The 19,186-nt window shown below is 70.6% G+C and carries 20 protein-coding genes; 12 read left to right on the plus strand and 8 right to left on the minus strand.

Going from position 1 to position 19,186, the window contains the following annotated elements:
- Positions 1-204: 204 nt before the first annotated feature.
- Both ACFO27_RS06960 and ACFO27_RS06965 read right to left on the minus strand, forming a co-directional pair.
- On the minus strand, positions 205-2,238 hold the full coding sequence (locus ACFO27_RS06960) for a TonB-dependent copper receptor (protein WP_376816687.1): 2,034 nt from the start codon (positions 2,236-2,238) through the stop codon (positions 205-207).
- A 98-nt stretch (positions 2,239-2,336) separates the two neighbouring features.
- The gene (locus ACFO27_RS06965) at positions 2,337-2,747 is read right to left on the minus strand and encodes a DUF2946 family protein (protein ID WP_376816688.1); all 411 of its coding nucleotides are present in this window, start codon (positions 2,745-2,747) and stop codon (positions 2,337-2,339) included.
- A 245-nt stretch (positions 2,748-2,992) separates the two neighbouring features.
- Here ACFO27_RS06965 and ACFO27_RS06970 point away from each other — a divergent pair, with 245 nt between their 5' ends.
- Genes ACFO27_RS06970 through ACFO27_RS06980 form a run of 3 tightly spaced genes read left to right on the plus strand, consistent with a single transcriptional unit; the run spans position 2,993 to position 5,262 of the window.
- Complete coding sequence (locus ACFO27_RS06970) at positions 2,993-3,793, plus strand: amino acid ABC transporter substrate-binding protein (RefSeq protein ID WP_376816689.1); 801 nt, start codon at positions 2,993-2,995, stop codon at positions 3,791-3,793.
- Positions 3,794-3,829: 36 nt separating this feature from the next.
- Positions 3,830-4,510: an amino acid ABC transporter permease gene (locus ACFO27_RS06975; RefSeq protein ID WP_376816690.1), complete on the plus strand. Its 681-nt coding sequence runs from the start codon at positions 3,830-3,832 to the stop codon at positions 4,508-4,510.
- The gene (locus ACFO27_RS06980) at positions 4,507-5,262 is read left to right on the plus strand and encodes an amino acid ABC transporter ATP-binding protein (protein ID WP_376816691.1); all 756 of its coding nucleotides are present in this window, start codon (positions 4,507-4,509) and stop codon (positions 5,260-5,262) included. Before ACFO27_RS06975 ends, ACFO27_RS06980 begins: the two co-directional genes overlap by 4 nt.
- An 18-nt stretch (positions 5,263-5,280) precedes the next feature.
- Here the strand turns inward: ACFO27_RS06980 and ACFO27_RS06985 are convergent, their stop codons facing one another.
- Positions 5,281-6,252, minus strand: a complete 972-nt coding sequence (locus ACFO27_RS06985) for a DMT family transporter (RefSeq protein ID WP_376816692.1) — start codon at positions 6,250-6,252, stop codon at positions 5,281-5,283.
- A gap of 150 nt (positions 6,253-6,402) precedes the next feature.
- Here ACFO27_RS06985 and ACFO27_RS06990 point away from each other — a divergent pair, with 150 nt between their 5' ends.
- On the plus strand, positions 6,403-7,806 hold the full coding sequence (locus ACFO27_RS06990) for an aminotransferase-like domain-containing protein (RefSeq protein WP_376816693.1): 1,404 nt from the start codon (positions 6,403-6,405) through the stop codon (positions 7,804-7,806).
- A gap of 76 nt (positions 7,807-7,882) precedes the next feature.
- Complete coding sequence (locus ACFO27_RS06995; RefSeq protein ID WP_323026231.1) at positions 7,883-8,665, plus strand: uracil-DNA glycosylase; 783 nt, start codon at positions 7,883-7,885, stop codon at positions 8,663-8,665.
- Here the strand turns inward: ACFO27_RS06995 and ACFO27_RS07000 are convergent.
- Together ACFO27_RS07000 and ACFO27_RS07005 are read right to left on the minus strand one after the other, a co-directional pair.
- On the minus strand, positions 8,606-9,826 hold the full coding sequence (locus ACFO27_RS07000; RefSeq protein ID WP_376816694.1) for a GGDEF domain-containing protein: 1,221 nt from the start codon (positions 9,824-9,826) through the stop codon (positions 8,606-8,608). The two genes, ACFO27_RS06995 and ACFO27_RS07000, sit on opposite strands and share 60 nt — an antisense overlap.
- Position 9,827: 1 nt before the next feature.
- A complete protein-coding gene (locus tag ACFO27_RS07005; RefSeq protein ID WP_376816695.1) occupies positions 9,828-11,033 on the minus strand; it encodes a GGDEF domain-containing protein in 1,206 nt (401 codons plus the stop codon).
- A 104-nt stretch (positions 11,034-11,137) separates the two neighbouring features.
- On the opposite strand from ACFO27_RS07005, the gene ACFO27_RS07010 reads away from it, so the two are divergent.
- The gene (locus ACFO27_RS07010; protein ID WP_376816696.1) at positions 11,138-11,617 is read left to right on the plus strand and encodes a YbaK/EbsC family protein; all 480 of its coding nucleotides are present in this window, start codon (positions 11,138-11,140) and stop codon (positions 11,615-11,617) included.
- 18 nt (positions 11,618-11,635) lie between these two features.
- Here the strand turns inward: ACFO27_RS07010 and ACFO27_RS07015 are convergent, their stop codons facing one another.
- Positions 11,636-12,574 carry a Rossmann-like and DUF2520 domain-containing protein gene (locus ACFO27_RS07015; protein WP_376816697.1) on the minus strand — a complete coding sequence of 313 codons (939 nt, stop codon included), beginning with the start codon at positions 12,572-12,574 and terminating at the stop codon, positions 11,636-11,638.
- Positions 12,575-12,715: 141 nt separating this feature from the next.
- Here ACFO27_RS07015 and ACFO27_RS07020 point away from each other — a divergent pair, with 141 nt between their 5' ends.
- The 5 genes from ACFO27_RS07020 to ACFO27_RS07040 all read left to right on the plus strand — a co-directional run bounded on the left by ACFO27_RS07020 (position 12,716) and on the right by ACFO27_RS07040 (position 15,577).
- Entirely contained in the window at positions 12,716-13,408 is a 693-nt protein-coding gene (locus ACFO27_RS07020) for an AzlC family ABC transporter permease (protein ID WP_376816698.1), read from the plus strand.
- Positions 13,401-13,721: a branched-chain amino acid transporter permease gene (locus ACFO27_RS07025; protein ID WP_323026225.1), complete on the plus strand. Its 321-nt coding sequence runs from the start codon at positions 13,401-13,403 to the stop codon at positions 13,719-13,721. Before ACFO27_RS07020 ends, ACFO27_RS07025 begins: the two co-directional genes overlap by 8 nt.
- Before the next feature lie 78 nt (positions 13,722-13,799).
- Positions 13,800-14,282: a YajQ family cyclic di-GMP-binding protein gene (locus ACFO27_RS07030; RefSeq protein ID WP_323026224.1), complete on the plus strand. Its 483-nt coding sequence runs from the start codon at positions 13,800-13,802 to the stop codon at positions 14,280-14,282.
- Positions 14,283-14,408: 126 nt separating this feature from the next.
- Positions 14,409-14,780, plus strand: coding sequence for an MbcA/ParS/Xre antitoxin family protein (locus ACFO27_RS07035; RefSeq protein WP_376816699.1), 372 nt, complete (start codon positions 14,409-14,411; stop codon positions 14,778-14,780).
- The gene (locus ACFO27_RS07040) at positions 14,777-15,577 is read left to right on the plus strand and encodes an RES family NAD+ phosphorylase (protein ID WP_376816700.1); all 801 of its coding nucleotides are present in this window, start codon (positions 14,777-14,779) and stop codon (positions 15,575-15,577) included. Before ACFO27_RS07035 ends, ACFO27_RS07040 begins: the two co-directional genes overlap by 4 nt.
- Before the next feature lie 24 nt (positions 15,578-15,601).
- Here the strand turns inward: ACFO27_RS07040 and ACFO27_RS07045 are convergent, their stop codons facing one another.
- Entirely contained in the window at positions 15,602-16,216 is a 615-nt protein-coding gene (locus ACFO27_RS07045) for an FMN-dependent NADH-azoreductase (protein ID WP_376816701.1), read from the minus strand.
- 114 nt (positions 16,217-16,330) lie between these two features.
- Here ACFO27_RS07045 and ACFO27_RS07050 point away from each other — a divergent pair, with 114 nt between their 5' ends.
- Complete coding sequence (locus ACFO27_RS07050) at positions 16,331-17,362, plus strand: LysR family transcriptional regulator (RefSeq protein WP_376816702.1); 1,032 nt, start codon at positions 16,331-16,333, stop codon at positions 17,360-17,362.
- Here ACFO27_RS07050 and ACFO27_RS07055 read toward each other — a convergent pair.
- Positions 17,289-19,186 (minus strand): ATP-binding protein (locus ACFO27_RS07055; protein ID WP_376816703.1); only part of this gene is annotated, 1,898 nt, incomplete at its 5' end. The two genes, ACFO27_RS07050 and ACFO27_RS07055, sit on opposite strands and share 74 nt — an antisense overlap.

Raw genomic sequence — 19,186 nt, forward strand, 5'->3', positions numbered from 1 at the left:
CGCCATGTCAGAATAGATTTCTACATATATTTGATCTGACATGTCAGTTATAACATCAGATGCCTTGACAGAAAATAAATTTTGAATCGGGAGAAACCCCGAGACATCATCGACGCACGACGCTCAATCTCAGGCGAACGATGCTGCTGCAATCGACACCATCCCCGGTCCCCGCGCAACAGGCGGGGATGGTGCCTCTCCCGGTCAATCCAGCGCGATCTGCGCCTTCAGCCAGAAGACCCGGCCCGGCTCGTTGATCCGGGTGTCCACGAAGGACACGCTGCCGGGAATGTCCACGCCCGATTTGGACAGGTGCTCGGCGTAGGTCTTGTTCAGGACGTTGTCCACGCCGGCGGTCAGCAGCACGGTCTTGTTGGGCCGCCAGCCGGCGTTCAGCGACAGCACGCCGAAGCCGCCGGTGGAACCGAGGTCCTTGCCGGCGATGCCGCCCATGCCCTCGTCGTAGCGGTTCTGCGAAGCCACCAGGCGCCAGAGGATGCCCGCGGAATACGGCCCCTGGGCATAATTCAGGCCCAGGCGGGCTTCCAGCGGCGGCTGCTGCGCCAGGGCCGTGCCGTCCGTGCGGTTCTTGCCGTACACGTAGGACAGGCTGGCCACGCCCTGCCAGGACGGGTGGAATTGCCAGGAGGCGTCCAGTTCGCCGCCCATGACCGTGGCGTCGACGTTGCGGGTCAGGCTGCGGTTCCAGTCGATGAGGATGTAGTCGTCCACGCGGCTGTAGAAGGCCGAGGCCGACAGCGAGTAGGGACCGCTGCGCCAGTTGGTGCCAACGTCCAGCTGGTTGAGCTTTTCCGGCTTGGTGGACAGGAAGGCGCTGTTGGTGCCATCGGAGCCGGCCTTCATCAGTTCCCAGTAATCGGGGAAGCGTTCCGAATGGCCGAGCCCGGCGTACCAGGTGCTGTTGTCGCCATAATCCCGCTCATAGCGCAGGAAGCCGCTGGGCAGGGTACGGTCGCTCGTGCGCCCGGCGGTGACCGACTTCGAAGGCATGCGCTTGTCGCGGGCCTCGATCCAGTCGACCCGCAGGCCGCCGACCACGCGGTCGGCATCGGTGAGGAACCAGGTGCTTTCGCCGAAGACGCCGTGCTGCTCGAAACGCATGTCCTCGGCCCGGGCCGCGTCGTGATAGGCGTCATAGGCCGCATCGGCCGAGGGCTGCATGCCGCTGCCCCGCGCGCGGTGCACGTCCTGCTTGGCGTCGACCCCGACGACCACTTTCCAGGATTCGGCCGGCAGCAGGGTCGTGCTGAACCGCCCGCCCACCGTGCGCCGGTCGGGATTGCTGGCCATGTAGGACTTCTGGCCCATTTTGTTCACGCTCGGCGAACGCAGGGTGTAGTTGTCCATCACGTGGTCCACGTAGTTGTAGTAGACCCGCCCCTCGATTTCATCGACCAGCCCGCCCATGCGCTTGCGCTCGAACATCAGCGAGACGTTCTCGCGCTTGAACTTCGAGCCGTCCATGCTGCGGTCGGCGTAGGCCGCGCGGCCGTCGCTGCGCGCGGCGGACAGCTCGATGCGCGTCTTGTCGTCGGGCGTCAGGCCGATGGCGGCGTGGCTGCTCCAGCGCAGGTACTCGGAATGCACGCGGTTGCCGTCGCCATCCTTGTAGTCGTCGGCCTGGGCGCGGGTGCCGCCGGCGCGCACGTACGCCTGCGGCCCGCCGACCAGCACGTCGGCCATCTGGTCGTTGCGCCCGAAGCTGCCCAGCGTCAGGCTGCCGTCGGCTTTCCAGCCGAAGGATTCCATGCGCTTCACGTCGCGCTCGAAGAGCACCACGCCGGCCGACTGGCCCGCGCCATAGCGCACGCTCTGCGGCCCCTTGAGGACGGTGACGCGGTCGTAGGATTCGGGGTAGACGTAGGCCGTGGGCGGGTCCATGCGCCCGCCGCAGCCGCCGTAGATTTCCTGGCCATCGAGCAGGATGCCCAGACGCGAGCCGGAAAAGCCGCGCAGTACCGGATCGCCGTCCGTACCGCCCTTGCGGATCACGGAAAACCCGGGAATGCTCTTGAGAAAATCCGCGCCATCATGAGCGGGCACGGGCTGGCGCGGCGCTTTCGGGTCGGTCCGTACCACCAGGGGCTCGTCCGCGGCGGGCGCGGTGACGACCACGGGGGACAGCGCCCGCACGGGCTGGGACAGCGCGGCCCGCGGCAGGCCGAGCGACATCAAGGCGACCGGGATCCCGGCCACCCACAAGGTTTCCTTCTTCATTGAAGTCTCGTTATGCGAAAAGGCTGAAAGACATCCAGGGCCGCCCGCGGCCGATACAGCAGACCGGAGCGGCCCCGAAAACAAGAAAAATCAGGGTTTCAGCATGAACGAGGCGGGGGACAGCGCGCGGGCGGCCATTCCCAGGACCCGGCGATCCGGGCTGCACAGGGAGTTTCGTCGAACCCTGCCGCGGGCTGGGCCCAGGGCGAGGCCGGCACTGCGGTGCCGGCGATGGCGGCCGTCGGAGGAGCGGGATAAGTGGCGCACAGCGGGCAATGCCCGGTCCGGAGCATGCGCGGCGTTCCGGAGCCGTCCGGATCGTCCGATCCGGACGACAGATCCATGACCACCATGCCGGCCGGCGTGCAGGCCACGATCTGCACGCCCCGCAAGGGATCGGACGACGGAATGCCGGCGAACACCGGCCCGATCACCTGGAGCCAGAGCCCCAGGACCAGAAGCCAGTGGATGACGAGGCATCCGCGTGTGCGCTTGTCCGCATGTCGCATGTGCAACATTCTATGCGGCCTCTTTCGCGCCCAGGTTGACGGCGGTCAAGCCGCGCGGCGACCGCGCCCGCCGGCGGGCGCGGCGCGGACGGCCGCCCGCGTCCGGCGCAGATTCATATTTCCAGAAGCGATATGCAGATAGGCCGAAAACCTTTGCGACTTCAAGGGCGCCTCATTAGAATGAAAACCTATAAAACGCGGTGTTCATATAACCCTTTGAATTAATTGATCCCCACCCGCCCATCATGAAGAAAAATCTCTCCGCCCTGCTGTTCGCTTCCCTGCTCCCCCTGCTGGCCGCCGCACCGGCCGCCCAGGCGGCCACCGACGACCTCGCGGCCATCCAGAAGGCCGGCGTCCTGCGCATCGGCACCGAGGGCACCTACGCGCCGTTCTCCTACCATGACGCCAAGGACAACCGCCTGGTCGGCTTCGACGTGGACATCGGCCGCGCCATCGCCAAGCAGCTGGGCGTCAAGGCGGAATTCGTGGAAGGCAAATGGGACGGCCTGATCGCCGGGCTGGACGTCAACCGCTACGACGTGGTCATCAACCAGGTCGGCATCAGCCCCGAGCGGCAGGCCAAGTTCGACTTCTCCAAGCCCTACATCGCCTCGGCCGCGGCGCTGATCGTGCGCGAGGACAACGACACGATCCACACCTTCGCCGACCTGAAGGGCAAGCGCTCGGCCAACACCATCACCAGCAACTTCGGCAAGCTCGCGCAGCGCAGCGGCGCGGAAGTGGTGCCGGTACAGGGCTTCAACGACGCCATCGCCCTGCTGACCTCGGGCCGCGTGGACGCGACCGTCAACGACCAGCTGTCGTTCCTGGACTTCAAGCACCAGCGGCCCAAGGCCAAGGTCAAGGTCGTCGCCACCGACGACAGCGCCGAGTTCGGCCAGTCCGGCGTGCTGATGCGCAAGAACCAGCCGGCCCTGAAGGCCGCCATCGACAAGGCGCTGGACGCGCTGCGCGACGACGGCACCTACAAGCAGATATCCGAACGCTATTTCGGCGAGGACCTGTCCGCCAAGGTCAAGTAAGCCCGCCCCGCGACACGATCCCAAGGAGACCCGACCGTGCCGGACTGGCTGCGCCTGATGACGGACTCCCTCTGGCCGCTGCTGGTCGGGGGAGTCAAATTTACCGTGCCGCTGGCGCTCCTGTCCTTCGCGATCGGACTGCTGCTGGCGTTCCTGACCGCGATCGCGCGGCTGTTCGGGCCGCCGCCGCTGGTGGCGCTGGTCCGGTTCTACGTCTGGCTGATACGCGGCACGCCGCTGCTGGTGCAACTGTTCGTGATCTTCTACGGCCTGCCCAGCGTCGGCTTCGTGCTGGACCCGCTGCCGGCCGCCCTGATTGGCTTTTCGCTGAACGTGGGCGCCTACAACGCCGAGGTCATCCGCAGCGCCATCGAGGCCATCCCCAAGGGCCAATGGGACGCCGCCTATTCGCTGAGCATGACGCGCGCGCAGGCGCTGCGGCGCACGGTGCTGCCCCAGGCGGCGCGCGTGGCCGTGCCGCCGCTCGCCAATTCCTTCATCGCCCTGGTAAAGGACACCTCCCTGGCCGCCGTGATCACCGTGCCCGAAATCTTCCAGGCGGCCCAGCGCATCGCCTCCGTGACCTATGAGCCGCTGATCCTGTACGTGGAGGCGGCCCTGATCTACCTGGTGCTCTGCTCCTTCCTGTCGGCCGCGCAGACCCGCCTGGAACGCCATTTCGGCCAGCACGCCGTCTTCACCGAGAGGCAGCGATGATCGAACTGCGCGGCATCCGCAAATCCTTCGCCGGCCACGAGGTGCTGCACGGCGTCGACGTCATCGTCCCCGAGGGCCAGGTGACCGCCCTGATCGGCCCGTCGGGCAGCGGCAAAAGCACCCTGCTGCGCTGCGTGAACCTGCTGGACGTCCCGGACGCGGGCCGGCTGACGCTGGGCGACGAGACCCTGGAATTCCAGCCGGGACGCCACCCGCCGCGCCCGGCGGTGCAGCGCATCCGCCAGCAGACCGGAATGGTGTTCCAGAACTTCCAGCTGTTTCCCCACCAGACCGCCGTGCAGAACGTGATGGAGGGCCTGGTGACGGTGAAGGGCTGGAGCCGCGAGCGCGCCCGCGAACGCGCCCTCGGGCTGCTGGACAAGGTCGGCCTGCGCGAGAAGGCCGAGGCCTGGCCGTCCAGCCTGTCGGGCGGCCAGCAGCAGCGCGTGGCCATCGCGCGCGCGCTGGCGCCCGAACCGCGCGTGCTGCTGTGCGACGAGCCCACGTCGGCCCTGGACCCGGGACTGGCGGCGGAAGTGGTCGCGGTCCTGGCGGACCTGGCCGCCGAGGGCATGACCATGCTGATGGCCACCCACGATCTGCGCCTGGCGGCGCAGATCGCCCGCCAGACCGTGTTCCTGCAGGACGGCGCGGTCATCGAGGCCCGGCCGTCCGCCGAGCTGTTCCGCAATCCGCGGGACCCGCGCACGCAGCGCTTCGTGGCCACGCTGCGGGCTGATGCGGCCGTGTAGGACGGCCGCGGCGGTTCATCAAGGATTGGGACATCCCTCCACCTCGCGGCCTGCGGGCCGCCCGGATTCGTCAGGCGTGGAATAGCCCGCAGGGGCAGTTCCACGTCCTGTCTCATCCAGCGCCGGCGCCGTTGCCGTGTATTTCGCCCCCGCCACGCAGGCCACGACGAAGGCGGTGACCGCCAGCATGACCGGCGTGACGGGTTCGCCCAGCAGCCAGGCGGCCAGCATCAGGCCCATGAAGGGCTGCAGCAGCTGCAGCTGGCCGACGGCGGCGATGCCGCCCTGGGCCAGTCCCCGGTACCAGAAGATGAAACCCACCAGCATGCTGAAGACCGCCACGTAGGCCAGGCCGCCCCAGGCGGACGCGGCCACGCCGGTCCACACGGCCGGACGCAGGACCACGGCCAGGGGCAGGCTGACCGGCAGCGACAGCGCCAGCACCCAGCAGATGACCTGCCAGCCGCCCAGCCGGCGCGACAGGCGGCCGCCTTCGGCGTAGCCATAGCCGCAGGTGACGATGGCGATCATCATCAGGGCGTCGGCGCCCAGCGAACCGGAGCCGTCCCGGCTGAGCGCGAACCCGGCCACCGAGGCCGCGCCCAGGACGGCGAACATCCAGAAGGCCCGGGAAGGCCGCTCGCCGCCCAGCCAGGTGCCGAAGATCGCCGTCGCCAGCGGCAGCAGGCCGATGAAGACCAGGGAATGCGCCGAAGTGATGGTGCGCAGGGCCAGGGCGGAAAACAGGGGAAAGCCGAACACCACCCCGAAAGCCACCAGCAGCAGGGTGCGCAGGTCGGCCCGCCCGGGCCGGGGGCTGCGTGTGAGGGCCAGCGCGGCCAGGGCCAGCAGGCCGGCCAGGGCGGCCCGCGCCGCCGTGACGAACAGGGGGTCGAGCCCCAGGACGGCCAGCCGGGTCGCCGGCAGCGAACCGCTGAAGATCGCGACGCCGATCATGCCGTTGATCCAGCCGCGCGTGGTGGTGTTCATCCGTGCTTCCTTTTTCCGTACGGGGGTAGGCGAGGACTCCAGCTTGCCTTGCCCTCCGGACGGAATCCAGATACAGTGCAGTACAGTATCCTGAAACTGTACTGATCGAATCTCACCGACCCGTCCCCGACCCGGGGATGGCCGCCGCCCATGGATACCCCGCTCCCTCCTGCCCCGGGCCGCACCACCGGCATCATGCGGTTCGTGCGCCAGCGCATCGCGGCCCGCGAATGGCCGCCCGGCTCGCGCCTGCCGTCCCTGCGGGCCATGGCGCAGCAGCACGGCGTCTCCAAGTCCACCGTCGTCGAGGCCTACGACCGCCTGGCGGCCGAAGGCGCCATCCGCGCGCGCGCCGGCGCCGGCTTCTACGTCGCCGGGCCCCTCGCCCCGCTGGCGCTGGCGGAAATCGGTCCGCGCCTGGACCGCCAGATCGATCCCCTGTGGGTGTCGCGCCAGTCGCTGGATCTCGGCGCCCAGGCCCTGAAGCCCGGCTGCGGCTGGCTGCCCGACGACTGGATGCCCCGGGACGCCATCCGCCGCGCCCTGCGGCGGGTCGCGCGCGATCCGGACGCCCCGCTGACGGACTACGCCCCCGCCCTGGGCCTGCCGGCGCTGCGCACCCAGATCGCCCGGCACCTGGGCACGCGCGGCCTCGCGGTCGATCCCCGCCACATCCTGCTGACCGATTCCGGCACCCAGGCCGTGGACCTGCTGTGCCGCTTCCTGATCGAGCCGGGCGACGCCGTCCTGGTGGACGACCCCTGCTATTTCAACTTCCTGGCGCTGCTGCGCGCGCACCGGGTCCGCATCGTCGGGGTGCCCCACACGCCCGACGGTCCGGACATGGACCGCTTCGAGGCCGCCCTGCGGGAACACCGCCCGCGCCTCTACGTCAGCAACGCCGGACCGCACAACCCGACGGGCGCCCGCCTGTCGGCCGCCAAGGCGCGGCGCATCCGGGCGCTGGCGCGCGACCACGATCTGATCCTGATCGAGGACGACATCTTCGGCGATTTCGAATCCCGGCCCTCGGCCCGGCTGGCGGCCGACGACAGCCGCGACCGGGTCGCTCAGGTCGGCAGTTTTTCCAAGACCCTGTCCGCCAGCCTGCGCTGCGGCTACCTGATCGCGCGCGAGGACTGGCTGGACGCCCTGGCCGACCTGCGCACCGCGACGACGTTCTCCGGCGCCGGCCTGACCCAGGCCGTCATCGCCCGGCTGCTGCTCGACGGCGCCTGGCAGCAGCACACGCGGCTGCTGCGCCAGCGCCTGGCGCAGGCCATGCCCCGCGCGATCCGCCTGCTGGACGCGCTGGGCCTGCGGCCCTGGCACGAGCCCGAGGACGGCATGTTCCTGTGGTGCCGGCTGCCGGCCGGCATCGACGGCGCGCGCCTGGCGCAGGCGGGCCTGCAGCAGGGCCTGATGCTGGCGCCCGGCAACGTCTTCAGCCAGTCGCAGGCGGCCGGAAACATGATGCGGTTCAACGTGTCGCAGATGGACGATCCCCGCCTGCCCGATCGTCTGGCTACACTGATCAGGACCTGTCCGCGCTGATCATGGCGGCGCCGGACCGGCCGGCGCGTCCGGCGCCACTCCCCATTCCCCGAACTTCCGATCCCGACAAACGATCATGCTCCCCCCGTCCGACACCGAAGTGCTCAACGCGTTCAAGGGTTCCCTGCGCGCCCAGATCGACACCCTGCCGCCCGCCTGGAAATCCGCGCTGGATGCCCCCCACCTGCGGGGCATCCTGGACCGGCTCGACGCGATGCTGGCCGAACGGCTGGCCGCCGGGGCCTGCATCTTCCCCTTGCGGCCCTTCCGCGCCCTGACCGAAGTCCCGCCGGACGCGGTCCAGGTGGTGATCGTCGGCCAGGATCCCTATCACGGGCCGAACCAGGCCCAGGGCCTGGCGTTTTCGGTGCCGGATTTCTGCCCCACGCCGCCCAGCCTGCGCAACATGTTCAAGGAGCTCGCCCAGGAATACGGCGAACCCGAACAGCCGCCGCGCAACAGCCTGGTGCGCTGGGCGCGCCAGGGCGTGCTGCTGCTGAACACCTCGCTCACCGTCGAGGCCCACCAGCCCGCCTCGCACGCCAAGAAAGGCTGGGAGCACATCACCGACGCCCTGATCATGCGGGTGCTGCGCGAGGCCCGCCCCAAGGTCCTGCTGCTCTGGGGCTCGCATGCCCAGGCGCGGCGCGCGCTGCTGGACATGCAGCCCCCGGCCGGTCCGGTCGAAGTGCTGATGGCCAACCACCCCTCGCCCCTGTCCGCCCTGCGCCCGCCGCGCCCCTTCATCGGCTGCGGCCATTTCCGCCAGGCCAACGACTGGCTTCAGGCGCACGGGGAATCAGGCATCGACTGGATGCTGGCCCGCACGCCCGCGGCCGCCCCCGGCTACGGCGGCTGAGGCGTCCCCTTCCGGATCGCCGGTCCACAGGCGGGCGCAGTCGCGCCCGGCGTCCTTCGCCTGGTACATCGCCTGGTCCGCCCGGGCCAGCAGCAGGCCCAGTTCATTGCCGCCTTGCGGCGCGCAGACGATGCCGATGCTCGCGCTCAGGGGCTCGCAGATCCGGCAATCGCATTCCCGAAGATGGCCGCGGATCCGCTCCGCAAGGCCCAGGGCGCCCTCGGCGTCCATGTCCGGCGCCAGGATCACGAATTCCTCGCCGCCGATGCGCGCGCACAGGTCGCCCTTGCGCACGGCGCGGCGCAACACCCCCGCGAAAGCCGCCAGCACCCGGTCGCCGGCCTCGTGCCCGCAGCTGTCGTTGATCCGCTTGAAGCGGTCCAGGTCGCACATCAGCAGGGCGACGGTCCGCCCCTGGGCCAGGGATTCCCGCAGCATGCCGCCGCCCCGCTCGTACAGGGCGCGCCGATTGGCCAGGTCGGTCAGGGCATCGTGCAGGGCCGCATGCCGGTACCGGCGCTCCGAGCGCGCGCCCACCATCATCAGGACGGCGAAGGCCACGCCGATGAAGAACAGCATGCCCTCGAACACCGCCATCGGAAAATCGAAGCGCAGCCGTCCCGGTTCGGGCCCCGACAGGGACACCACGGCCATGCGGGCCGCGGTCAGCAGACCATGCAGCAACAGGATGCCGGACGGCAGGACGGCCAGCCGCGTGTCCCCCTTCCCGCGCGGACCGAACCCCAGTTCCCACAGGGACGCCCCGGTGTAGGCCAGGGTCGGCAAGCCGTACGCGACGACGCGCGCCACACTCGAGGACACGAACCCGGGCCACAGGCAGACCAGGCACCAGGCCAGCGGGCCGGCCACGATCCACGGCCACAGCGGCGGCTTCCCGGAAAATGCCCGCAGGCCGGTCCAGACGCAGGCATGGGCCAGGATCAGCAGGGCGCCGAAACTGGTCACCGACCGCTGCCAGGCGCCGCCCGGGTCCGCCACCCCCAGCAGGAACCCCGCTCCGATGAGCAGCAGCGCGACGCCGGTCCACCCCAGCGTCCGGTCGCGGCGGCCCAGCAGGGTCGCCGCCAGGATCAGCCCGCCCACCAGCAGCAGGATCGGAATCTCCGCGATCAGCAGCGTGCGCGGGTCCAGGCGGCCCACGTCAGGCCTCGACGGAAGACGATGCGGCTCCGGCGGCGCGCGGCCGCGCGGCCGGGGCGGGCACGCGGCCGGCCGACTGGCGGACGCAATCCCGCCCCGAGGCCTTGGCTTCGTACAGCGCCCGGTCGGCGCAGGCCAGCAGGCGGTCGAGGTCGTGTCCGTCCACCGACGCGCAGGCGATGCCGATGCTCACGCTCAGGCGGCCGGTCGTCCGGGAGGCGCGTTCCGCCAGGCCGCGGCGGATCCGGTCCGCCAGGTCCAGGGCGCTCAGGGGGCCCAGGTTCGGCGCCAGGACGACGAATTCCTCGCCGCCGATGCGCGCGCACAGATCGCCCGCGCGCACCCGGGCGCGCAGGACGTCCGCGAACAGGGCCAGGACACGGTCGCCCGCGTCGTGCCCGCGCTCGTCGTTGATGCGCTTGAACCAGTCCAGGTCGCACATCAGCAGGGTCATGTCCCGGCCCTCGCGCCGCGCCCGCGCCAGGGCCTCGGCGCCCTGCTCGAACAGGGCGCGCCGGTTGGGCAGCCGGGTCAGGGCATCGTGCAGGGCCGCATGGCGGTACCGCCGTTCCTCCCGCGCGCGCACCAGGATCAGGACACCGAAGGACAGACTGATGCTGAACAGGATGCCTTCCAGTATGGTCACGGTGAAATCCGGCCACAGCAGCCAGGACATGCCCGGCACCCGGACGGCCGCCACCACGCGATAGAGATAGAACAGGCCATGGGCGGCCAGCACGATCAGCAAGGGGAACACCGATCCGGCGTCCTCGCGCCGCTCGGGCCACAGTTCCCGGCCGGCCGCCACGAGATAGCCGATCGACAGCAGGGAAAAGACCAGGAGCCGCGCGGCGTCCGAGGCCATGAACCACGGCCACAGGCACAGCATGAACCAGACCGCCGCCCCCGCCAGCAACACCCGCCCGCGCGCGGCCCGGCCGACGTAGACCCGCAGGCCCGCCCAGACGCAGGCGTGCCCGGTGATCAGCAGCATGTTGGACACCATGATCACCGGATCCCGCCAGCCGGGCACCCCGCGCGCGATGCTGATCACGAAACCCGTCCCGCCGATCAGCAGGGCGCCCGACATCCACAGCAGCGTGCGGTCGCGCCGCCCCTGCAGGGCGGCCAGCAGCATCAGCCCGCCCACGAGAAACAGCACGAAGGATTCAACGATCAGCAGAGTGCGGGCATCCAGGTTCAGCATCGGGCCATCGCCTTCTTTTTCCTGTCCGGAAAACCCGGATTGTTTCAAAGCATTTCACGTCTGAAATGCCTATGATGATAGACGGAATAACCCTGGAATTTTAGATGACGATCGAATCCGTCCGACGGTTTTTCGCCCGGCACGCCCCCGACCTGGACATCCTCGAACTGGAGCAGAGCACCGCCACCGTCGCCCTCGCGGCCGAGGCCCATGGCGTGGCGCCCGGCCAGATCGCCAAGACGCTGTCCCTGCGGACGGGCGACTCCGTCGTCCTGGTGGTGGCGCGGGGCGACGCGCGCCTGGACAATCGCAAGCTCAAGCAGGCCTTCGGCGGCCGCGTCAAGATGCTGCCCGCCGACGAAGTCGCCGACCTGACCGGCCATCCGGTGGGCGGCGTCTGCCCCTTCGGCCTGGCCCGGCCGCTGCCGGTCTACTGCGACGTCAGCCTGCGCGATTTCGACGTCGTCATGCCGGCGGCGGGCTCCATCAGCAGCGCCGTGCGCATCGATCCCGAACGCCTGGCCCGGCTGACCGGCGCATCCTGGGTGGACGTGTGCCAGGCGGCCGTCCCCGCGGACGCCTGAACACCCCGTCGTCCCGCTTCAACGGTCCGCGGGTTCATCCAGGACCCGTTCGACGCCTTCGGCGCCGGCCGCGTCCAGCCGCCCGGCCTGGCGCGCCAGGACCACGCCCCGGCGGCACAGTCGGTCGTACAGGTCGCGCATGTCCGGATCGACCTCCTGCAGCGCCTGGCGGTGCAGGCGCACCGTCCCCGCGTCCCCGCGCGACACCGGACCCGGCATGCCCGCCGCCACGCCGCTGCGTTCCAGGGATTCCAGCGTGCCCCGCAAAAGCGGCAGCAGCGCGTCCAGCGCCTGCCGTTCCGTCGCTCCCCAGGACTGCCACAGGCGCACCGCCTCGCCCAGCAGGGCGTGGACGTGCTGGGACGCGTAGCCCCCCGAGGCGTGGTAGCGCACGCGTGCGCCCGGCGGCAGGCTCAGGCCGACGCAGCCCAGGCGCTGAGCCAGTTCGTGCAGCAAGGCGTCCAGCGGCGGCTCCGCCTCGATGGCCACGGTGCAGCCCGGCAGGCTGGCGAGCGCCGCCCCGGGGTCCGCGCCGAAGGCCTGCATGGGATGGAAGCCGCCGATCAGCGCGCCCGCCTCGGCGGCGGGCCGCAACGCGGCAACGGGCGTGGCCCCGCTGCAATGCGCCACCGCCTGGCCCGCGCGCCAGGGCACGGCGCGCGCGATCCCGGCGATCAGGGCATCGGGCGAGGTGAGGAACACCAGGTCGCAATCCCGCGCCACGGTGTCGGGATCGCCGACCTGGCAATCCGGCAGCGATTCCGCCAAGGCCCGGGCGCTGGCGTCGGAGCGGCTGGCGACCCGGACGACCGGGACGCCGGCCGCCCGCAGGGCCAGGGACAGCGCCCGCGCCAGCCGGCCCGCGCCGATGAAGCCGACCCGCGGCGCCCCGGGCTCGGGCGGCGTCCACGCCGCCGCCGGGCGCATCGATGTCCTGGATTCCTTCGATTCTTCCATCCGTCTTTTCCTCGTCCCGATCCCGCCAGCCGTCCGCTCACGCCCCGCGGGCCACGGACCGGAGGGCGCCGCGCGTGAAGTCCCTATAATTGTAGGCTCGCGCGCCCGGCATGCCCCGCCGCCCCACCCTGCTTCCCGATCATGTCCTCCGCCTCGAATCCGCTTTCGATCCCCAGCCTGACCGCCCCCGTCGCCATGGGCTACGTGCCGCTGGGCGCGGTCTTCGGCTTCCTGTTCGTGCAGGCCGGCGGCTCCGGCTGGCTGGCCCTGGCGTCCAGCCTGCTGATCTATGCCGGCGCCGCCCAGTTCATGATGGTGCCGATGCTGGCCGCCGGCCTGCCGATCAGCGCCATCGTCCTGGCGACCCTGGTGCTGAACCTGCGCCACGTGTTCTACGGCCTGTCCCTGCTGAACACTCTGCCGGCCAGCCGCTGGCGGCGCTGGTACTGCATTTTCGCCCTGACCGACGAGACCTATTCCGTCCTGACGGCGCTGCCCGCCCGGGAGCGGGCGCCGCGCATGGCCCTGATCAGCGCCCTGAACCAGGGCTGGTGGGTGCTCGGCACCGCGCTGGGCGCCGTGCTGGGCGCCCAGGCCCAGGTCGGCCTGGCCGGACTGGACTTCGTGCTGGCGGCCCTGTTCGCCGTGCTGGCCGTCGAGCAATGGCGCGCCCGGCGCGACGCCGTGCCGATCTGGATCGCGGCCGCCGCCTACGCCGCCGGCTGCGTCCTGATGCCGTCCCAGGCGCTGGCCATCGCCATCGCGCTCAGTCTACTGGCCGCCGCCCTGAGGCCCGCCCGGCCCGCGCCGGCCGCCGGAGCCGCCCATGACTGACACCGGCTACGTCCTGACCGCCATCGCGCTGATGGCCCTCGTGACCATCTTCCTGCGCGCCCTGCCCTTCATCGCCGGCCACTGGCTGCGCCGCCACCCCATCGTCCACAAGCTCGGCGACTCGCTGCCCCTGTCGATCATGGTCCTGCTGCTGATCGACACCGCGGCCGGCCAGGCGCGCGGGCACGACGGCCTGCCCTGGCAAGAGCTGGCCGCCGTGGTCCTGGTGGTCCTGCTGCAATGGCGCACGCGCCAGACGCTGCTGAGCATCGCGGCGGGGACCGCGCTGTACGTGGGGCTGCGGGCGCTGTAGCAGGCCCCGGGCCACGCCGACCGCCCGGCGCAGCCCCTACAATCGGGATATCGCCCTCTTCTTCCAGGAGCCCTCCCCATGCCCAGCTTTGACGTTGTCTCCGAAGTCGACAAGCACGAACTGACCAACGCCGTCGACCAGGCCAACCGCGAACTCGCCACCCGTTTCGACTTCAAGGGCACGGATGCGCGTTTCGAGCTGGAAGGCTACGTCGTCACCCAGTCGGCGCCCAGCGCCTTCCAGCTCAAGCAGATGACCGACATCCTGCGCGGACGCCTGTCGGCGCGCGGCATCGACGTGCGCTGCATGGACGAGGCCGAGCCGCTGGAAAACCTGGGCGGCGCCCGCCAGAAGATCACCATCCGCCAGGGCATCGAACAGGCCGTGGCGAAAAAGCTCATCGCCGCCGTGAAGCAGGCCAAGATCAAGGTCGAGACCCAGATCAACGGCGACAAGCTGCGCGTGTCCGGCAAGAAGCGCGACGACCTGCAGCAGGTCATCGCCCTGCTGCGCAAGACGGACGTGGAACTGCCGCTGCAGTTCCAGAACTTCCGCGACTGAACGAACGGCCGCGCTCCACGGCCATCCTCCGGCCATTTCCACGGCCATCCCAGGCCACCCATGCATTGTGCAATCCGCACCAATAAACCATAATATGTGCATGATGAACATTCCCGGGAGACTGCCGTGACCGCCCTGCCCAACACCGTGCCCGCACCGGACGCCGTGCTGGCCAAGGCCGTCCTCCGGGCGGCCGAGCAGCTCGGCCTGCGCCAGGCCGGGCTGGCCGACGTCCTGGGCATGCACCGCACCGCCGTCAGCCGGATGAAGACCGCGCAATCGCTGGACCCCGCCTCCAAACAGGGCGAGCTGGCCCTGCTGCTGGTGCGCCTGGCCCGCGCCCTCTACGCGCTCACGGGCGGCGACGTCGAATGGATCCGGCATTTCATGCGCGCCCCGAACCGCGTCACGGGTGGCGTACCGGCCGAGCAGATCGCCACCATCCAGGGACTGGTGACGGTGCTGCGCTTCGTGGACGCGATGCGGGGCAAGATTTGACCGCCGCGCGCCAGGACGGCGGCGGCCCGCGGGCCGGCTCCGAAGCCGGCGGGCTGTGGCGGGAATGCGGGGGCGAACGCCGCATCGGCCCGATCCAGGGCCTGCTGCACCGCCTGGTCGAAAGCCAGGAGCACATCGCCACCCTGGGATACGTGGACACGCTGGAGGAACAGGCCGTCCTGGAAGCCCTGCTCGACGAGGCCAAGCCGTCCTGGCCCGCCGGCGGCGAATGCCTGCACTATCTGCTGCGCACGCCCTTCCGCTACCCGCCGCTGCCCTGGGGCTCGCGCTTCGGACGGCCCCACGAACCCAGCCTGCTCTACGGCGGCCGCGACCTCGGGGCGACACTGGCCGAATCCGCCTATTACCGCTTTGTGTTCTGGTTCTCCATGGACGCGCCTGCGGCCGGGGACGCCATCCAGAGCCAGCACACGCTGTTCTCCGTCGGCTACCGCACGGAACACGGCCTGCGGCTGCAGGATCCGCCTTTCGACGCCCATCGGGCCGCGCTGGCCGATCCCGCGCGCTACCAGGCGACCCAGTCGCTCGGGACCGCCATGCGGGAGGCGGGCGTCGAAGCCTTCGAATACCGCTCGGCGCGCGACCCCGCGCAAGGCCTGTGCGTCGGCCTGTTCACGCCGCGGGCGCTGGCCGGAAAATCCCCACGGGACATGCGTCCCTGGCTGTGCCAGCTGAGCGCCCGCGAAGTCGCGTTCAAGCCGGTCGGCGGCCGCGCCGTCCACACCTACCCGCTCGACGCGTTCCTGGTGGACGGCCGGCTGCCCATGCCCGCTTGACGCGGGCCCGCATCGGCGGATGGCTTACGCGGCCAGGGCCAGGATGTCTTCCTGCGCCTGGGCCAGGCCACGCTCGCGGCTTTCGGGACCCATGTCCATGCCTTCCGCGCGCACGACGCGGATGTCGGTCACGCCCATGAAGCCGAAGATCGTCTTCAGGTAGCTTTCCTGGTGCTCCATGGCGTTGCCGGCGTCGCTGGTCGAATACACGCCGCCGCGGCTGAGCGCCAGGATCACGGTCTTGCCGCCGAGCAGGCCCACCGGGCCATTCTCGGTGTACTTGAAGGTGCGGCCCACCTGGGCCACGCGATCCAGCCAGGCCTTCAACTGGACCGGAACGGTGAAGTTGTACAGCGGCGAGCCGATCACCACGACATCGGCCGCGATCAGCTGGGTGACCAGCGCCTCGGAAATCTCGTTCTCGCGCCGCTGGATGTCGGTCAGCGCCTCGGCCGACGGCGGCAGCCGGAAGCCCAGCGCGTCCAGCGACAGGGGCGCGGGCGCCTGCAGGGCCAGGTCCAGGTATTCCACTTCCAGGCCGGGGTTCGCGGCCTTTTGCTGCTCGACGATCTTGCGCGTCAGGCCGCGCGTGACGGAGTTCTGGCCGGAGATGCTGGAATCGATGTGCAGCAGTTTCATGATGGGTCCCGTTCGGATGACAGAGCTGGAAGGACGCCATTTTCCATTACGCGACGATCATTGATAAGATGCCTCGAAAAGCATAGATTGTTCTATTTTTGAACCTAATCGACCATGCACGACCTGAACGACATGCGCTATTTCGCCGAAGTCGTGGATCACGGCGGCTTCGCGGCCGCGGCCCGGTCGCTGGACCTGCCGGCCTCCCGGCTGTCCCGGCGGATCGCCCGGCTCGAGGCCGAACTGGGCGTGCGGCTCCTGCATCGCACCACCCGCAAGCTGTCCCTGACGGCGGCCGGCGAGCAATACCATCGCCATTGCGTCGCCGTGCGCGACCAGGCGGACCAGGCCCAGGCGGAACTCGCCCAGATACTGACCGAACCGCGCGGCCCCTTGCGCATCTCCTGCCCCGTGACCCTGGCCCAGGCCACCATCGGCCCCTTGATTCCCGGCTACCTGGCGCGCCATCCCAAGGTGCGTCTCGACATCCAGGTCAGCAACCGCGTCGTGGACCTGGCCGAGGAAGGCGTGGACCTCGCCCTGCGGGTCCGCCCAACCCTGGACGACAGCGGCAGCGCGATCATCAAGCAGCTCGGCCTGAGCCACGGCCTGCTCGTCGCCAGCCCGGAACTGCTGCGGCGCCACGGCCGGCCGGCGCAGCCCGCCGACCTGGAGCGCTTCGACGCGGTCGGCATGTCGGCGTCGGGCGGCAAGGTGCGCCTGCGGCTGCTCGGCCCCCAGGGCGCGCGGCACGAGGCCGCCTGCCGCCCCGCCTGCGTCGCGGACGACCTGATGACGCTGCGCTTCGCCATCCTGGGCGGCGTCGGCGTCGGCATGCTGCCCGACTACATGTGCCACGAGGACATCGCCCAGGGGCGGCTCGAGCGCATCCTGCCCGACTGGTCCCTGGTGTCCGGGATCGTGCACGCCGCCTACCTGTCGCGGCGCGGCATGTCGCCGGCGCTGCGCTCCTTCCTGGATTACCTGGGCGAAAAGCTGGCGCAGGATCCGAACGGCGACCTAGTGGGGGTTTCGCCGCTGAACGGCGCGGGCGGGGCGGCCGGAGCGGCGCCTACGCGGCCCGCAGCGCCCCCATCTCCAGCACCCGCGCACCCAGGTCGCGCCAGCGGTCGGGGTGGCAGGTGAACAGCAGAATCTGGTGGCGCTGCGCGGCGTCGAACAGGACGCGCTTCATGCCGTCCAGGCGTGCGTGGTCACTGTGCACCAGCGCGTCATCCAGGATGATCAGCGTAGGCCGCCCCGCCTCGCGCAGCAGGTCGGCATAGGCCAGGCGGCTGATCAGCCCCATCTGCTCGCGCGCGCCGAAGCTCAGGGCGTCCACGTCCTCGTGGGATTGCCCGCCCGCGCCCGGACGGACCAGCCGTTCCGGCAACAGGTCCTCGTCCACGTCGAGCCGCGCCTGCGGAAACAGCAACTGCAGGTAATGGTTCAGGTGGCGCTGCAAGGGCGCCTGGATGCGGCGCGTCAGTGCCTGGCGGCCGGCCCGCAACAGATCCAGCAGCAGGTCCAGGGCCTCGGCCCGGCGCTTCAGTTCGTCGCGGCGGCGGCCGATAAATTCCGCTTCCCGGGCCAGGTCGGCGCGCTGCTCTTCCAGCCCGTGGGCGCCCAGGGCTTCGAGCCCGCTCTGCACCCGGATGGCTTCCTCGCGGCGCTCGTTGGCCGCCTGCTCCATCTGGATGGCGGCGCGTGCGAAGCGCTGCGCGTCCTGCCGCAGGAGGTCCGGACGGGCCTCGGCGATCCGACGATCCAGCGCATCCAGCGTGTGCCGCAACGCCGTTTCCCGGGCCTGTAGATCGAGCAGCCGGGCGGCCAGCTCCTGCGCCTGCCGCTGCCGGTCCGGCGCCTGGATCGCATCCTGCAGGCGCTGCCATTCGGCCCGGGCCGTGCGGCCGGCCTGCTCCGCCAGGACGAGCGCCTGGGCCTGCCGCGCGGCCCGCCGCTCCACGGCCTGCAGGCTTTCCCGCGCGGATTCCAGGTCACGCTCCGCCGCGGCCTCGTCCAGGATGCCGATATCGGGATCCTGCGTCCCGGCCGGGTCCGGCGGCAGGGCCGCCAACGCCCCGGACACCGCCTGGCGCTTCTGTTCGGCCAGGGCCAGGCGATTCGCCAGCGCATCCACCCCCTGCGGCGCCAGGCCGCCCAGGCGGGACTCGTGCAGATCGATCTCCCGCTGCAGGGTCCGCGCCTGCTCGGCCAGGTCCTCGGCCTGCCGCAGATCCGCCGCGCCCAGGCCGGCCAGCAAGGCCTCGATCCGGCCGAGGTTTTCCTGACGGCGACGCGCCAGATCGGCCACGTCCTCGCCTCCGGGCCGGATATGCAGCCGGCCGACCCCCGGCACGTCCAGCTCGATGGATTCCAGCAGCAGGCGCTCGCCCCGGCCGGACAGGGTCTCGTCGCCCGCGCGGATCCGCTGCCGCGGCAGCAGATCGTAGGCCAGGCGGGTGGCGACGGACTGGCGCACCGCATCGAGTTCCGCCAGCGTCCGGTCCAGGGACCGCAACTGCTTCAGCGCGTCTTCGTCCAGCCGGATGCCCAGGCGCCGTTCACGCAGGACCTGCACATCCGCCTGCAAGGTCCGCGCCTGCTCCAGGTCGGCCACCAGCCGCGCCTGCTCGGACGCCAGCCGATCCAGATCGCCCGCCAGGACGGCCCGCTTGGCCTGCCCCCGCGCGGCCGACAGGCGCGCCTCGGCCTTCCGGTAGGCCTCGCCCGCTCGCGCCACCTGCCCGTCGATCCGGGGCTGGTCCGCCCGCAGTTCGGCCAGGCGCTGCCCGGCTTGCCTCAATTCTTCGGCGCGCTGTTCCAGTTCCTGCTGCTGGCGTCCGTGCATCGCTTGCTGCTCGCGCGCATGCCGCAGGCTGGTGGCGCAGTGTTCCAGGGCCTGCGCCTGGCGTTCCCGGTCCTGGCGCCAGCCCTCGACCTCGGCCAGCCGCGCCTCGGCCTCGGCGG

Source organism: Castellaniella denitrificans, assembly GCF_042653765.1.
GTDB classification, from domain to species: Bacteria; Pseudomonadota; Gammaproteobacteria; order Burkholderiales; family Burkholderiaceae_B; genus Castellaniella; species Castellaniella denitrificans.